This is a genomic window from Sorangium sp. So ce375 (genome assembly GCF_051473855.1).
GTDB lineage: Bacteria > Myxococcota_A > Polyangia > Polyangiales > Polyangiaceae > Sorangium.
The window spans coordinates 9,936,532-9,948,987 of the sequence record NZ_CP150335.1 but is presented as its reverse complement, the minus strand read 5'-3'; the positions used below and the strand labels follow the sequence as shown (position 1 = coordinate 9,948,987).

Below are 12,456 nucleotides of genomic sequence, written 5' to 3'. Positions count from 1 at the left end.
CGCCTCCGGCGAACTGGCCGCCTCCTTGCTGCGCGAGAGGGGATGAGCATCGACCGACTACGCGTGCTGGCCATCATCATCGACATCCGCGAGGCGGTGCTCGTCGATCAAGCGACCGGCATCGTCTGGGAGGTGGAGCCGCGGGACGAGATCGTCCAGTGGGCCTGCGCCGAGCACGGGATGACCGTCGAGGGCTGGCTCGTCGCGCTGCACACCGACCCCGAGCTCGTGCGGCTCTTCGAGGAGGCGCTGGACGAGATCCTCGTCGATCCGCCCGATCCCGGCCCTTACGACGAGATCTCGAGAGAGTCGCCGCGCGGCGCGCCCGACCCCCTCCCGGAGGCGTTCGAGCGCGACGCTCGCCTGCTCGGTCGGCCCGTGGTGCCCGTGAAGCATGAGTGGTTCGCGCACACGGCCCCGGGCCCGTGACCACCGTCGCGGCGCGCGCATGACGGTGACGGGCGCGCGTGATCGCGCCTCACCGGGCTCATGCAGTGCCTTGGTGCGCTCGGAGCATCATCCTGGTGGCACCGGCGTTGCGTCGATGGCTCGCCTCGCGATCCCACGAGGATCGCTGTCCCGAACGCCGGATGCGGCGACCGGGCACGGAGGAAGGATGGAAGGCGGAAGGCCGTCTTCGCCCGACATCCCACGTTTCGCTGGGAGCCGCGGGTCGAGGGCGCCGCCCGGGCGCTCGACGGGAAAGGGGAATGGGGTCATGGCAGCCAATCGTGCGGTTGTGTATCAGGGGCCTCGGATGGTCGAGGTTCAAAGCAGGGACTATCCCAAGATGGCCGATCCGCGGGGCCGGAAGCTGGAGCACGCGGTCATCCTCAAGGTCCTGGCGACCAACATCTGCGGCAGCGACATGCACATCTACCGGGGCCGGTTCCCGTTCCCGAAGGGGGACCAGCTCGGCCACGAGATCACCGGCGAGGTGATCGAGCTGGGGAGCGACGTGGAGTACATCAAGAAGGGCGATCTCGTCTCGGTGCCCTTCAACGTCGCGTGCGGACGCTGCCGCAACTGCCGGGAGCGGCACACCGACGTGTGCATGAACACGAACCCTGCGGTCGCGTGCGGGGCGTACGGCTTCAACCTCGGCGGCTGGCAGGGCGGGCAGGCCGAGTACCACATGGTGCCCTACGCCGACTTCCAGCTCCTGAAGTTCCCCGACAAGGACCGGGCGATGGCGAAGATCAAGGAGCTTGCCCTCCTCTCGGACATCCTCCCGACCGGATACCACGGGTGCATGGAGGCGGGGGTGACGACGGGATCCACGGTGTACATCGGCGGAGCCGGCCCGGTCGGCCGCGCCGCCGCCGCCGCCGCGCGCCTCCTGGGCGCGTCCTGCATCATCGTCGGCGACCCGAACCTCGCCCGGCGGGCGCTCGTGAAGAGGGCGGGGTACGAGGTCGTGGATACGACCTCGCACACGCCGCTGCCCGATCAGGTCGAGGCGATCCTCGGCGAGCGAGAGGTCGACTGCGGCGTGGACTGCGTGGGCTTCGAGGCGCACGGCTACGGCAAGATGGCCGGCGAGGAGGAGCCAGAGGCGGTGATCAACGCGCTCTTCGGGGTCGTCCGCGCCGGCGGCGCGATGGGCGTCCCCGGCATCTACGCGGAGGGCGATCCCTACGCCAAGGACGAGGAGCACAAGAGGGGGAAGCTGAGCCTCGATTTCGGCAAGGCGTGGATCAAGTCGCCCTCGATGACCGCGGGCCAGGCGCCCATCATGCGGTACAACCGGGACCTGATGATGGCCATTCTGTGGGGCCGGATGGAGTACCTGAGCGAGGTCATCAACCCCGAGGTCATCAAGCTCGACCAGGCGGTCGAGGCCTATCAGTTGTTCGACCGGGGGGAGCCGAAGAAGTACATCATCGACCCCCACGGCAGCCTAGGGAAGGCGGCGTAGAACGGACGCCCGAGGGCCGCGCCGCAGCGGCGCCTCCGCGGCGGCGCGATCGTCACCGGCGCGCCGGGACGGCGGACCCTGCGCTGAGGCCGAGCAGCAGCAGCGACATGCCGCTGAAGAGCAGGGCTGCTCCTGCGCTTCGGCGATCTGCGGGCCTCGCAGCAGCCCCGGTCCGCGGTCGATAGCCAGCCGCGCGTCGACGATCACCCGTTTGCTCAGCGCCGCGCGCCACGCGGAAGGCATCCTACCGTATAGCTGCACCCTGCGGAGCTCCCTGGGGTCGGCTCGCCCCTGGCGCGGGCTGCCTGTCTGCGGGCGCCCAGAGCAGCTTCTCCGGCGTGATGGGCAGGCCGCGCACGCGGACGCCGGTGGCGTGATGGACCGCATTCGCGATCGCCGCCGCGACGCCGGTGATCCCGATCTCCCCGGCGCCGCGGCAGCCGATCGCGTTGAAGACCAGATCCGGCTCATCGAGCCAGCTCACGTCGATGTCGGGAACGTCGGCATGGACGGGCACGAGATAGCCGGCAAGATCGGCGTTGATCGGCTGCCCGTGCGCTCCGTCGTAGGCGAGCTCCTCGAGCAGCGCCTGCCCGATGCCGAAGACGATGCCGCCGATGAGCTGGCTGCGCGTCGCCTTCGCGTTCAGCACCCGCCCGACGTCGAAGACGCTCACCACGCGCGAGACGCGGATGCGGCCGATGTCCGGATGAACGCGCACCTCCACGAAGTGCGCGCCGAACGACTGGAACGTGAAGCGGTCGTCATGCAGGCTCCTTGGCTCGGTCTTGCCCTCGGCCTCCAGGCTGTCGCGCCCGATGCGCGCCAGCAGCTCGGCATAATCGATGTGGATGGCGAGCGGCGGACGGCGGGGGAGGCTCCCCTCCGCGCACGGGAGCTCGCCGGTCTGGTCCGCCGCGCCCCAAAGGCCGCTCGGCGTGGCCGCGGCGAGCGCGAGGATCTCCCGGCGGAGCGCGGCGCATGCATCCAGGATCGCCGGCGCCGTGCTGGCCGTCAGGTTCGAGCCGCCCGCAGGGGGGCAGGGCGCGAGCCGGGTGTCGCCCAGCTCGGCCGTGACCTGAGCGAGCGGCAAGCCGAGCCCTTCCGCCGCGACGAGCGCCATCATCGTGTACATGCCGGTCCCCACGTCCACACCCGCCGTCGAGACGACGGCGCGGACGCCGGTCCCGCGGCGCTCGAGACGCACGCGCGCGGTCGCGCCCATGAGCCAGGCGGGGTGCGTGGCCGTCGCCATCCCCCAGCCGACGAGCGCGTCGCCATCGCGCATCGAACCCGGCTCCGGCGTGCGCTGCGCCCACCCGAACCGCTCGGCGCCCCGCTCGTAACAGGCGAGCAGGTGCTTGCTCGAAAACGGAGCTCCGCGGTGTGGATCGATGTCCGTGTGATTGCGGCGGCGCAGCTCGACCGGATCCATCCGGAGCACGAGGGCGAGCTCATCCATCGCGCTCTCCAGCGCCCACATGCAGGGGGCTTCGCCTGGTGCCCGCATCCATCCAGGCGCCATCACGTTCAGGCGCACGCAGTCGTAGGTCGCTTCGTAGCTCGGACAGGCATACAGCAGCCGGGAGGTGCAGCTCGTCGGTTCCAGGAATCCCTCTCCGTCCAGGCGCTCGTCCGCGGCCGTGTGCACGCGCGTGTGGTGGCGCAGGGCCAGGAGCGTCCCGCCTCGCGTCGCGCCCAGCTCGAAGCGCTGCACGGTCTCCGTGCGATGTCCCACGTTGGTGAGCACCTGCGCGCGGGTGAGGACCGCTCGGACCGGCCGCTTCAGCCTCAGGGCGGCGAGCGCGGCGAGGACCGTATGCCAGCCCGTTGCGACCTTCGAGCCGAACATGCCGCCGACGAACGGCGCGAGCACCACGACCTTCTCCTGGGGCAACCCGAGCGCCGCCGCGAGCACGGCCCGGTCGCCCCGCACCCATTGCGTCGCGTTGTACACCGTGAGGGTGTCGCCGTCCCACGAGGCGACCGACGCGTGCGGCTCCAGCGCGCACGGATGCTCGTTGGGCGTCGCGTAGGTGACGTCCAGGCGCACCTCGGCCGCGGCGAGCGCGCCCGCGAGCGACGCGCCCCGCTGCACCTGCAGCTCCTCGCCGAACACCTGCCGCGGCACATCGGCGGTCTCCAGGGCCTGCTCCATCGCCACGGCGAAGGGCGCGCGCTCGTACGCGACCTGGACGAGCGACGCGGCGTAACGCGCCTGCTCGGGCGTATCGGCGACCACCATCGCCACGTACTGGCCGTAGCGATGGATGCGCGCGTCCTCGAGCGGGGGGCGCCGCTCGGGCGTCATCCCCGTCCAGTCCGCGCTCGTCGGCATCTCGCCGAGCGGTCCACGGTTCTCATGGGTGAGCACGAGCAGCACCCCCGGCGCACGCTCGGCAGCCGCCACGTCGAGGCGCACCACCCGCCCGCTCGGGATCGTGCTGCCCACGAGCGCCGCGTGCGCCGTCGCGGGGAACCTGGTCTCGGCTGCGTACCGCGCGCCGCCGGTCACCTTCATTCGCCCGTCCACACGGCTGACGGGTGTGCCGATCAGGCAGTTGCCAGTCGCCATCATAGACTCCTAGGCCGCCCGGGCCGTGAGCTCGCTCAGCGCACGCACCAGCGCGCGCTGAGCGAGCTCGATCTTGAAGCCGTTGTGCCGCCGGGGGACAGCGCCCGCGAGCGCGGCGTCCGCGGCGGCACGAAAGCTGTCCGCCGTTGCACGCCGCCCGGCGAGCACCCGCTCGGCCTCGGGGCAGCGCCACGGCTTCGTGGCCACGCCGCCCAGCGCCACACGGGCCGCGCGGATCGTCTCGCCATCCATGTCGAGCGCCACGGCCGCCGACGCGAGGGCAAACTCGTAGCTCGCCCGATCCCGCACCTTGAGGTAATGGGAGCGGCGGGCGTAGGAGAGGTGCGGCAGATCGACGTGGGTGATCAGCTCTCCATGCTCCAGCACCGTCTCGCGCTCGGGCGTGTCGCCCGGGAGCAGGTGAAGGTCCTCCAGCGGAATGCTGCGCGTCGTGCCATCCGGCTTCCGCGTCCGCACGACGGCATCGAGGAGGACGAGCGCTGCGGACATGTCGGATGGATAGGTCGCAATGCAGTGCTCGGTCGTGCCCAGGACGGCGTGACTGCGATTGAATCCATCGATGGCATCGCAGCCGGACCCGGGCTCCCGTTTGTTGCACGCCGCGTGCACGTCGCGGAAGTACGGGCACCGGGTGCGCTGCAGGATGTTGCCGGCGGTGGTGGCCATGTTGCGCAGCTGTGTCGAGGCGCCGGAGAGGATCGCCTCCGAAAGGACGGGGTAGCGCTCGCGGATGGTCGCGTGCCACGCGAGCTGGCTGTTGCGCACGTTGGCCCCGATATGCACGCCTTCCCCGTCCTCCGTGATGGAGGCGAGCGGCAGCCGACGGATATCGACCAGCGTGTCCGGCGACACCACATCGATCTTCATAAGGTCGATCAACGTGGTGCCGCCGGCGAAGAAGACGGCCCCCGGCGCGCTGGTCACCGCGCGGGTCGCCGCCTCGGCGCTCTCGCCTTCCATGTAGCGGAACGGCTTCATGCCGCGCTTCCTCCCCCGTTCAGATCCCGCGCCCGGCGCACCGCGGCGACGATGTTCGGGTACGCGCCGCAGCGACAGAGATTGCCGCTGAGACGCTCGCGGATCTCCTCATCGGAGAGAGCACCCAGCGAGGGCGGCGCGGAGACGTCCAGCGTGACATGGCTGGGGACGCCGCGGCGCGCCTCCTCGATGAGCGCCACGGCCGACATGATCTGACCCGGCGTGCAGTAGCCGCACTGGAGCGCGTCGCATTCGATGAAGGCCGCCTGCACGGGGTCGAGCCGGTCGCCGTCCGCGAGCCCTTCGATCGTCGTGATCTCGTCCTCCTGGTGCGCGACGGCGAGCGCGAGACAGGCGAGCTCCCTCTGGCCGTCCACGAGCACGGTGCAGGCCCCGCACTGCCCGAGGTCGCACCCCTTCTTGCTCCCGTTCAGGTCGAGATGGTCGCGCAGCGCGTCGAGCAGCGTCGTGCGCGGGTCGAGGCGCAGCTCGCGAAGCTCACCGTTGACCCGGAGACGCACGGGCACGCAGCCCTCAGGGGACTGCGACGCTCCTATGCCCGCATCCATTCTGCCCGCATCCATTCCGGCCGGGCGCAGTCGATCGGCGACGGCCATGGCGCCATCACCCCGTCGCCGCCAGCCTCTTCGCGTGGATCGCGGCGCGCAACGCGGCCGTGAGCGTATCCGCGTCCCAGCTGTCGTCGAAGCGCACGTCGTCGATGAAGAACGCCGGCGTGCCGTTGACGCCGCTGCGCACGCCGGAGCGGACTTCGGCCTTCACCTTGTCGAGGTGCGCGTGGCTTGCGAGCTCGTCGGCAAAGCGCTCGGTATCGAGCCCGAGGTCGGCGGCGTAGCCGACCAGGTCCTCGAGATCGAGCGCGTCCTGGTGCTCGAAGAGTGTGTCGTGCATGGCCCAGAATTTCCCCTGCGCCCCCGCGGCCTCGGCGGCCTCTGACGCCGCGAGCGCGTGCGGGTGCAGCTCGGCGAGCGGGAAGTGGCGGAAGACGAAGCGCACGTCGCGACCCACCCGGCGCAGCACGTCCTGGAGCACGAGGTGGGCGCGCGCGCAGTATGGGCACTCGAAGTCGCCATACTCGACCAGCGTGACAGGCGCGTCCACGTCACCGAGGATGTGGTCGCCGGGGCCGACCGGCGGTGTCAGCTTGCTCATCTCGAACCTCCTAACTTGTCCAGCGCGTCGAGGATGCCGTCAGCGCCGGGGTTGATGCCGACGGGCGAGACGTAGCTCCACGCCACCTTGCCCTCCGCGTCGATGACGAACAGCGCCCGCTCGGAGATGCCGTCATGCGTGCGGTAGATGCCGTACTGCCGCGCCACCGCGCCCTTCGGCTCGAAATCGGCGAGCAGCGGGAAACGCAGCTTTCGGTCGCGGGCGAACGCGAGGTGGCACCACACCCCGTCGACGGAAATGCCGAGGAGCTTGGCGTGGTGTCGCTCGAATTCGCTGCGGACCTCGCTCTCGTTGTAGAGCGCCAGCTGGTCGCCGCACACGGGGCTCCAGTCGGCCGGGTAGAAGGCAAGGATGACCGGCTGCCCGCGGAAGTCGCTCAGCGATACCTTCTGGTCGGGCGTGGTCGCCAGCGTGAAATCGGGCGCGGCCGCGCCCGAGCCGATCGGTTGGGCCATAATGGTTCCTCCCCCTACTTGATGGCAGCATGGTGCTCCCACCGGGTACCGCAAGAAGCAATCTGGGCTCCCGGTCGAGCGGCCAGCGGCGGCGGTCGGCTCAGGGCGAGACGGTGATGAGGTCCTCGACGCTGTAGACCCCGGGCGCCGACCAGGCTGCTCTCTCGGCCTCCTCCCTCTCGGCCCACGAGCGCACGCTCCCGCGCAGGACGATCTTGCCGCCGTTCACCACATCGACGCTGATGCGCCGGGCGTCCATCTCGGCGCTGCGCTTGAGGGCGTCCTCGATCTTGGACCTGACCTCCGGCGGCGAGACGTGCGGCTTGACCGTGATGAAGTTGCTCACCCCGAGCACGCCTACCAGATTGCGGACGGCGTGCTCGGCCTCGTCCTTCTGGAGCTTCCACTCCACCTCGCCCTCCAGCTTCAGCCAGCCCTTGCTGACCGTGACCTTGATCTTGTCGGCCGGCACGAGCACGTTGGATCTGAGCGCGCTGACGGCCGCCGCAGCAATGTCCTCGTCGGTGCGCTGGCTGCTGCCCGGCAGCCTGACCTCGAGCTCGTTGGCGACGGCCTTGACGCCGTAGACGCGCTTGGCCGCCTGCTCGGCCGCGTACTTCTCGGCAAACGATTGCACGCGGCCGCTCAGGGTGACGACGTCGCCCTTGACCGTCACGCCGATTTCGGCTGCATTGACGCTCGGCTCCCACGCCAGCTCATCGAGGACATCCCGTTGCAATTGTCTCTCATTCATCGATCTCCCTCCGTTTTGGGGCGGTTCTGGCTTGTTCTTCTTGACCTGCCAGGCCGGTGGGCGCACCCGATCGGTGGCATCGGCGCGCATGCGGCTGCTCCACCTCGGCCGCGTTTTCATCGGCGCGCATGAGCTTCCATCGGGCCGGCCTTCCAGCCTTGGTCTTGCGAGCCAGCATCGCACGTGCCATTTCGGAGCATCGCCCAACCGCGCTCTTCTGTTCTGGGGTCGAGGAGAGGAACTCGAGCAGTATGAGCGGTCGATCCGGAGCCCTCGCGCTCCCTCCTCTCCCGCCTGTATGACCGGATGAATGGCAGTCCTGGATGGGCCCGCTCTCGAGCGTGTCGGGCCGGCGAACGCGAGACGAGAGGGGAGGCTCCCCGGCGCGCCTTGCGCACCTGCGCCGCCGTGCGGTGCGCACGGCACGATGGATGCTTAGATTGGAGGGCGGAGGAAGAAGGAGGGGACGATAGTCAATCTAAGCATTCGACGAGGCGATCCACGCGAGCCGCTCGACACCGCCTGGAATCCTTCGCGCATGACGGGTCTGCTCCGCGCGCTCGATCCCTTCCGCGTGAGCCGCGATCTCATGGGCAGCGACCCGTTCGCCAGCATGGTCCAGGCGGCGAGCACCGTGTTCGAGCCCGATATCGAAGTCAAGGAGACCAGGGACAGCTACGTGCTCAACATCGACCTGCCCGGCGTGCGCGAGGAGGACATGGAGGTCTCGGTCACCGTCGACGAGCGGCTCCACGTCGTCGGGATCGAGCAAGAGCAAGAGGCAAGAGAAGGAGGGACCTCACCGGTCTCGGCTCGACGATTCATCGGCGGCCGAGCCTAGTCGAGCCTGACGGAGTGCCACATGATGCCCCGTGCTAGACGCGGCCTGCTGCCACATGATGGGGGAGTGCCACATGAAGACCGACATCGAACTGCAACGTGACGTCCTGAACGAGCTGTCGTGGGAGCCGAGCGTGGATGCGGCCCACATCGCCGTTTCGGTCAAGGATGGTATCGTCACCCTGGGCGGCCACGCGTCCACTCACGCCGAGAAGCACGCCGCGGAGGAGGCTGCCAAGCGCGTCTACGGCGTCAGGGCCGTCGTCAATGAGCTTGACGTCAAGCTGGCCGACAGCGGCCGGCGCACCGATGAGGACATCGCCGCCGCAGCGGTCAAGGCGCTCGAGTGGAACCTCCTCGTGCCAGCCGACAAGATCAAGGTCACGGTGAGCAACGGCTGGCTGAAGCTGGAAGGCGAGGTGAACTGGCAGTTCCAGAAGAACGCTGCGGAGAGGGCCGTCCGCTATCTTGCGGGCGTGAGGGGGGTGAGCAACTTGATCACCGTCGGGCCGCGCGTCTCCCCGGCAGAGGTGGAGGGTCAGATCGAGGAGGCCTTGAAGCGCAGCGCCCTGCTGGATGCCCGGCGCATCCGCGTCGAGGTGGTGGACGGCGAGGTGTTCCTGCGCGGGAGCGTGCGCTCGTGGGCTGAAAGAGAGGAGGCCGAGCGGGCAGCCTGGGCGGCTCCGGGGGTTCACCGCGTGGAGGACTTCATCGCCGTCGAGGGGTGATGATCCCCGAGAGACTCCGCGGCGCGCGAGCCAGGCGTCACCGCCGCTGGGCCACGGTCACTTGACGCCGTTCAAGGGCGGCACCTTGTTCCAAGGCCGGCACCTCAGCGCCCTCTCTGCTCGCTGCGACGTCTCAGAGCAGCTGTCCTGAGCTTGCCCGCCCTGACGGCCCGCCTCTGGAAGAGGAGAGGGAGGCTCTCGAGCACGTCGACCCGGTCCGCGATCATCAGCAGGATCGTGTGGGGAAGCTGGTGATCCGGGATCTCGTAGGCCACGCGGCGCAGCGCGCCGCTCGCCCCCCTCGGCGGCAACGCCGTGCTGAACACCGGCGTCGGGCGGGCGAGCCCTGGGCGCCTGAGCACGCGACCCTCGATCGGCTGCCGCTCGGGCTCTATCCAGTGCGCCCACGCCAGGAGGTGTGGCGGCGCCTCTCTCGGGACGCCGGGCCTCTCCTCCGGGCACAGATCAACTCCCCAGTACGGCTGCTCCGTCGGCCGCGCGATCTCGGCTTCCATGATCGTTTCCCCCTCGATGAAAGAGCTCACTTGGCGCCCGACGGGATGAGCACGCATTTGAGGATCCCGTCGGACCTCGCCGCGAACAGGCGATACATCTCCGCGGCCGCATCGAGCGGGACGCGGTGCGTGATGAGCGCCCTCGGGTCGATGTTCCCCTTGCGGATGTGCTCGAGCAGGTGGGGCATGTACCGCTTCACGTCGCATTGCCCGGTCTTGATCGTCAGTCCCTTGTTCATGGCCGCGCCCACATCGACGAGGTTCCACGGCGGCCCGTAGACGCCGATGATCGAGACCCTCCCGCCGCGGCGGACCGACTGGATCGACCAGTTGAGGGCGACGGGCGAGCCGGCCTCGAGCATGAGCGTCTTGCCCAGCACGTCGTGCAGCGTCGAGCCGTTCGCCTCCAGACCGACCGCATCGATGCAGACATCCGGCCCGCGGCCGTCGGTCATGCCCTGGAGGACGGAGACGACATCAGGGACCTTGCTGAAATCGAGCGTCTCTGCCTGGTTGTACCGGCGCGCGAAATCGAGGCGGTAACCGACCGAATCGATCGCGATGACCCGGCGCGCGCCGAGGAGCCAGGCGCACCGCTGGGCCACGAGGCCGACGGGCCCGCAGCCGAAGACAGCCACCGTGTCCGCGGGGCCGATGTCTCCCATCTCCGCCGCCTGGTACCCCGTGGGGAGGATATCCGAGAGAAAGAGCACGTCCTCGTCCGAGAGGTCGTCGGGGATCTTCATGGGGCCGACGTCGGCGAAGGGGACGCGGACGCGCTCGGCCTGGCCGCCCTGATAGCCGCCGGTAGTGTGCGAGTAACCGAAGATCCCGCCGGTGATCGTGGTGAGCGGGTTCGTGTTCTCGCAGGCGGAGGTGCGTTCTCGCTGGCAGAAGAAGCACGTACCGCAGGCGATGTTGAACGGCACCACGACGCGGTCGCCGCACTGGAGGGTCCGCACGGATGGCCCGACCTCCTCCACGACGCCGGTGAACTCATGGCCGAAGATGGTGCCGACGCGCGTGTCGGGCACGTAGCCATGATAGAGATGCAGGTCAGAGCCGCAGATCGTGGCGCGACTCACACGCAGGACCACGTCATTCGGATGTTGAATCCGAGGCTCCGGGTTTTCCTCGACACGGACGCATTTCGGCCCATGGTATGTGAGCGCCAGCATTCGCACCACCTCCCCTTTTGCTCGATGGGGACGATGCAAGGAGCGAACCCAGCGCGCACGCTCATGGGCGCAACCGGCGTAGGCACCGGCGCTCCGCGATCTCGCCGCCCGGAGGCCAGGGAGGACGGTTGTCCATCGTTTGAAAACCCGGACATCTACCGCTGCTCCATCGAGCTCCTGGTTCTGGCGCTTCGTCTCGTCGTGCGCCTTCCTCGAGGAGAGCGGGAGCTCCGTGTTCAACTCGAACGCGCAGCCATGTCGGTGCCACGACACATCGGGCGATGTTCTCATCGGTGCGCTGGCAGCTGCCCGGCAGCCTCACCTCGAGCTCGTCAGCCTTGGGCTCGCGAGCCTGCATCGCGTGAGCCATTTCGGACCATGCTCCGACCGCGCTCTTCTGTTCTGCGGTCGAGGAGAGGCACGCGAGCAGCATGAGCCGTCGCTCCGGAGCCGTCGCGTCCTCTCCCGCCTGCGTGACCGGATGAACGGCAGTCCGGCATGCGTCCGCTCCGGAGCGCGTCGATCCCGCGAACGCGAGGGGAGGCTCCTCGGCGCGCATCGTGCACTTGCGCCGCCGTGCGGCGCGCGCAATTGATGCTTACAGTGGGGGGAGAAAGAAGGAGGGTACGATGGCCAATCCAAGCACTCGACGAGGCGAGCCGCAGGAGTCGCTCGCCACCGCGGGGGATCCAGCGCGCATGACGGCTCCGTTCCGCGCGCTCGATCCTTTTCGCATCATCCGCGACCTCGTGGGCAGCGACCCGTTCGCCGGCATGGTCCAGGCGGCGCGCACGGCGTTCGCGCCCGATATCGAGATCAAGGAGACCAAGGACAGCTACGTCTTCAACATCGACCTGCCCGGCGTGCGCGAGGAGGACCTCGAGGTCTCGATCTCCGGCAACCGGCTCACGGTGAGTGGCAAGCGGGAGGAAGAGGAACAGCGCGAGGACGAGCGGTTCTTCGCCTACGAGCGCTCCTACGGGGCGTTCAGCCGCTCGTTCGTGATGCCCGAAGGCGCCGATCTCGACAGGCTGAGGGCCGAGCTCAGGGACGGCGTGCTCCAGATCTCGGTGCCCAAGAAGGCGGAGATGCAGTCACGGCGCGTCCAGATCGGCGGCCGCAAGGAGGCGGGCGGCAAGGAGCTCGCATCCGGGCAGTCGGCCGAGAAAGCCGGGACGACGGCCGAAGCCGAGAGGGCTGCGAAGGGCGAAAAGAAGGCAGCGTAGACCCTGGGAAGTGGCCAGGTCTCTCCTGCTCGCGCTCGCGACGCCGCGGCGCCTGGCCACGCTCTCTCGCCGGC

At 69.2% G+C, this 12,456-nt stretch carries 13 protein-coding genes; 5 read left to right on the top strand and 8 right to left on the bottom strand.

Annotation, left to right across the window (positions count from 1 at the left end):
* Positions 1–42 precede the first annotated feature (42 nt).
* Positions 43–429: a hypothetical protein gene (locus WME90_RS37140; RefSeq protein ID WP_437276806.1), complete on the top strand. Its 387-nt coding sequence runs from the start codon at positions 43–45 to the stop codon at positions 427–429.
* A gap of 328 nt (positions 430–757) precedes the next feature.
* Entirely contained in the window at positions 758–1,918 is a 1,161-nt protein-coding gene (locus WME90_RS37135; protein ID WP_437276805.1) for an alcohol dehydrogenase catalytic domain-containing protein, read from the top strand.
* Positions 1,919–2,162: 244 nt separating this feature from the next.
* Here the strand turns inward: WME90_RS37135 and WME90_RS37130 are convergent, their stop codons facing one another.
* From WME90_RS37130 to WME90_RS37105, 6 genes are all read right to left on the bottom strand, one after another.
* Positions 2,163–4,496, bottom strand: a complete 2,334-nt coding sequence (locus tag WME90_RS37130; RefSeq protein WP_437276804.1) for a xanthine dehydrogenase family protein molybdopterin-binding subunit — start codon at positions 4,494–4,496, stop codon at positions 2,163–2,165.
* Positions 4,497–4,502: 6 nt separating this feature from the next.
* Positions 4,503–5,492, bottom strand: coding sequence for an FAD binding domain-containing protein (locus WME90_RS37125; RefSeq protein WP_437276803.1), 990 nt, complete (start codon positions 5,490–5,492; stop codon positions 4,503–4,505).
* On the bottom strand, positions 5,489–6,109 hold the full coding sequence (locus tag WME90_RS37120; protein WP_437276802.1) for a 2Fe-2S iron-sulfur cluster-binding protein: 621 nt from the start codon (positions 6,107–6,109) through the stop codon (positions 5,489–5,491). Before WME90_RS37120 ends, WME90_RS37125 begins: the two co-directional genes overlap by 4 nt.
* A 7-nt stretch (positions 6,110–6,116) precedes the next feature.
* Positions 6,117–6,665, bottom strand: a complete 549-nt coding sequence (locus WME90_RS37115) for a DsbA family protein (RefSeq protein WP_437276801.1) — start codon at positions 6,663–6,665, stop codon at positions 6,117–6,119.
* Positions 6,662–7,141 (bottom strand): redoxin domain-containing protein, encoded by a 480-nt coding sequence (locus WME90_RS37110; RefSeq protein ID WP_437276800.1) that lies wholly within the window; start codon positions 7,139–7,141, stop codon positions 6,662–6,664. The genes WME90_RS37115 and WME90_RS37110 overlap by 4 nt, the downstream gene beginning before the upstream one ends.
* Before the next feature lie 100 nt (positions 7,142–7,241).
* Positions 7,242–7,895 (bottom strand): BON domain-containing protein, encoded by a 654-nt coding sequence (locus WME90_RS37105; protein ID WP_437283709.1) that lies wholly within the window; start codon positions 7,893–7,895, stop codon positions 7,242–7,244.
* Positions 7,896–8,433: 538 nt separating this feature from the next.
* Here WME90_RS37105 and WME90_RS37100 point away from each other — a divergent pair.
* Complete coding sequence (locus WME90_RS37100) at positions 8,434–8,736, top strand: Hsp20/alpha crystallin family protein (RefSeq protein WP_437276799.1); 303 nt, start codon at positions 8,434–8,436, stop codon at positions 8,734–8,736.
* Between the two features lie 73 nt (positions 8,737–8,809).
* Positions 8,810–9,463 carry a BON domain-containing protein gene (locus tag WME90_RS37095; RefSeq protein ID WP_437276798.1) on the top strand — a complete coding sequence of 218 codons (654 nt, stop codon included), beginning with the start codon at positions 8,810–8,812 and terminating at the stop codon, positions 9,461–9,463.
* A gap of 104 nt (positions 9,464–9,567) precedes the next feature.
* Here the strand turns inward: WME90_RS37095 and WME90_RS37090 are convergent, their stop codons facing one another.
* Positions 9,568–9,978, bottom strand: coding sequence for a hypothetical protein (locus tag WME90_RS37090; protein ID WP_437276797.1), 411 nt, complete (start codon positions 9,976–9,978; stop codon positions 9,568–9,570).
* A 26-nt stretch (positions 9,979–10,004) separates the two neighbouring features.
* Positions 10,005–11,156, bottom strand: a complete 1,152-nt coding sequence (locus WME90_RS37085; protein WP_437276796.1) for a zinc-dependent alcohol dehydrogenase — start codon at positions 11,154–11,156, stop codon at positions 10,005–10,007.
* Between the two features lie 629 nt (positions 11,157–11,785).
* Between WME90_RS37085 and WME90_RS37080 the strand changes: the two genes are divergently transcribed.
* On the top strand, positions 11,786–12,382 hold the full coding sequence (locus tag WME90_RS37080; RefSeq protein WP_437276795.1) for an Hsp20/alpha crystallin family protein: 597 nt from the start codon (positions 11,786–11,788) through the stop codon (positions 12,380–12,382).
* The last annotated feature ends 74 nt before the right edge of the window (positions 12,383–12,456 follow it).

Excerpts from the sequence above, each read along its gene's own strand:
- WME90_RS37130 (WP_437276804.1), bottom strand. The coding sequence starts at position 4,496 with ATGATGGCGACTGGCAACTGCCTGATCGGCACACCCGTCAGCCGTGTG.
- WME90_RS37105 (WP_437283709.1), bottom strand. The coding sequence starts at position 7,895 with ATGAATGAGAGACAATTGCAACGGGATGTCCTCGATGAGCTGGCGTGG.
- WME90_RS37125 (WP_437276803.1), bottom strand. The coding sequence starts at position 5,492 with ATGAAGCCGTTCCGCTACATGGAAGGCGAGAGCGCCGAGGCGGCGACC.
- WME90_RS37085 (WP_437276796.1), bottom strand. The coding sequence starts at position 11,156 with ATGCTGGCGCTCACATACCATGGGCCGAAATGCGTCCGTGTCGAGGAA.
- WME90_RS37110 (WP_437276800.1), bottom strand. The coding sequence starts at position 7,141 with ATGGCCCAACCGATCGGCTCGGGCGCGGCCGCGCCCGATTTCACGCTG.
- WME90_RS37120 (WP_437276802.1), bottom strand. The coding sequence starts at position 6,109 with ATGGCCGTCGCCGATCGACTGCGCCCGGCCGGAATGGATGCGGGCAGA.
- WME90_RS37100 (WP_437276799.1), top strand. The coding sequence starts at position 8,434 with ATGACGGGTCTGCTCCGCGCGCTCGATCCCTTCCGCGTGAGCCGCGAT.
- WME90_RS37095 (WP_437276798.1), top strand. The coding sequence starts at position 8,810 with ATGAAGACCGACATCGAACTGCAACGTGACGTCCTGAACGAGCTGTCG.
- WME90_RS37140 (WP_437276806.1), top strand. The coding sequence starts at position 43 with ATGAGCATCGACCGACTACGCGTGCTGGCCATCATCATCGACATCCGC.
- WME90_RS37115 (WP_437276801.1), bottom strand. The coding sequence starts at position 6,665 with ATGAGCAAGCTGACACCGCCGGTCGGCCCCGGCGACCACATCCTCGGT.
- WME90_RS37135 (WP_437276805.1), top strand. The coding sequence starts at position 758 with ATGGTCGAGGTTCAAAGCAGGGACTATCCCAAGATGGCCGATCCGCGG.
- WME90_RS37090 (WP_437276797.1), bottom strand. The coding sequence starts at position 9,978 with ATGGAAGCCGAGATCGCGCGGCCGACGGAGCAGCCGTACTGGGGAGTT.
- WME90_RS37080 (WP_437276795.1), top strand. The coding sequence starts at position 11,786 with ATGGCCAATCCAAGCACTCGACGAGGCGAGCCGCAGGAGTCGCTCGCC.